This is a genomic window from Pseudoalteromonas shioyasakiensis (assembly GCF_022398475.1).
GTDB lineage: Bacteria > Pseudomonadota > Gammaproteobacteria > Enterobacterales > Alteromonadaceae > Pseudoalteromonas.
This window is the reverse complement of sequence record NZ_JAKEVM010000262.1, coordinates 1-1,935: the sequence shown is the minus strand read 5'-3', so window position 1 is coordinate 1,935 and position 1,935 is coordinate 1. Positions and strand designations below refer to the sequence as shown.

The window sequence follows — 1,935 nt, the reverse complement described above, 5'->3', positions numbered from 1 at the left end:
ATTAAAGGGAATATTAAAATGAAAATAATATGGCTTTTACTTTTGAGTAGTTTGCTCAGTTTATCTATGAGTGTCGGCTCCAAAACGCAAGACATCCCAATTGAGGACTTCTTTAAAACACCTAAATTTTCTAATTTGCAACTTTCTCCAAATGGTAAGTACCTTGCGGTTTTATCGCCAATTAACGAGCGTAGAAATATTGTTGTAATGGAAGTTGATGGCTTTAAAAATGCTAGGCCAATAACAAAGTTTGATGAGCAAGATATCAATAGTTTCTCTTGGGCGAATAATGATGACATTATTTTTACACTAGACAGTAATGGTAATGAAGCATTCAGTATTTATACAATTGATGCCCATAAGAAACGTGCAAAGGTCGTGCAGTTAGTCGGATCAAAAGTTGGCGCATCAGGTATCCGCTCTGCATCAGTTGTGCATTTATTACCAGATGATCCGAAGCATATTCTGGTGCAATATAACGGCCGAAACATTGTTGCTCCAGATTTATATAAACTGCCAATCGACAGCCGTTGGGATCGTAAACACGAACGTAATTACAAGATGGACTTACTTGCAAAGAACCCTGGTAACGTTCAGGGGTGGATGCTTGATCATGATGGTGAGGTACGTGGCGCTTTAACGATTGAAGGTTTAAAAGGTACTTTACTATATAAAGGAAAAGGCGAAGAAAAATTCAGAGTATTACGAGAGTACAATGCCGAAGAAGCAAATATTGAACCTTTGGCATTTGATTTCGATAATAAAAGGTTGTTCGTCGCTTCTGATTTAGGTCGTGATACCAAAGCTGTTTTTTATTTCGATCCAGAAACGAATAAGTTAGGCGAACAAATTTTTGCCCATGATAACGTTGATGTTACATCGCTTAGCTTTTCGAGAAAGCGTAAAAAGCTTACTTCAATTAGTTTTTATGACAAATACCCTGAAGAAGTATACTTCGATGAACAGACTGCAAAAATGATGACCTCATTAAAGCAGGCATTTCCCGATAAAGTTGTGACAATTACTAGTCGCTCTGATGATGAAGTGCTCAATATTGTCTATGCAGCGAGTGACACTGATCCCGGCCAATATTATTTATTCAATAAAAATGACAATAGCTTAAAAGCATTATTAAGCCCAATGTCATGGATAGATCCTAAAGCGATGTCGCCGATGCAGCCTATCGAATTCAAAAGTAGAGATGGTTTAACATTAAATGGTTATATCACAATGCCTAAAAACTCGTCGGGTAAACAGCTACCTCTTATCGTAAATCCACATGGTGGTCCCTTTGGAATTCGAGATTATTGGGGATTCAATCCTGAAGCCCAGTTTTTTGCAAGTAGAGGCTATGCCACAGTCCAAGTTAACTTTAGGGGGTCTGGCGGTTATGGTCGCAAATTCCAGCAAGCGGGCTATGGTGGTAAATGGGGCGCTGAAATGCAAAATGATATTACGGATACCGTTAAATATTTGGTTTCAGAAGGTATCGCAGATGCGAATAAGGTCTGTATTTATGGCGCGAGTTACGGTGGCTATGCCACAGTAGCAGGCCTTGCGTTTACACCTGAACTTTATAAATGCGGAATAGATTACGTTGGCGTAACAGATGTGTCTTTATTATTTGATACATTACCAAAGCATTGGGAGTCACAACGTGAAGTGCTTGAAATGCAGATTGGTGATCCATCTGATGAAGCCCTAATGAAACGAATGTCACCGTTGCAACATGTTGATAAAATTAAAGCGCCACTAATGATAGTGCAAGGTGCGAAAGACCCGCGTGTAGTTAAGCAACACGCAACTGATTTACGCGATGCACTGGCAAAAAAAGGAGTAATTTTGTCAGATGATGAATGGATAATGAAAGAAAATGAAGGTCATGGCTTTCAGAAGCAAGAAAATAAAGTTGAGCTTTACACAAAAATGGAAAAG

General features: G+C 38.9%; 1 protein-coding gene. It reads left to right on the top strand.

From position 1 onward, the window contains the following. Nucleotides 1-18: 18 nt before the first annotated feature. Nucleotides 19-1,935 (top strand): S9 family peptidase (locus L1D51_RS21310; protein WP_239964811.1); only part of this gene is annotated, 1,917 nt, incomplete at its 3' end.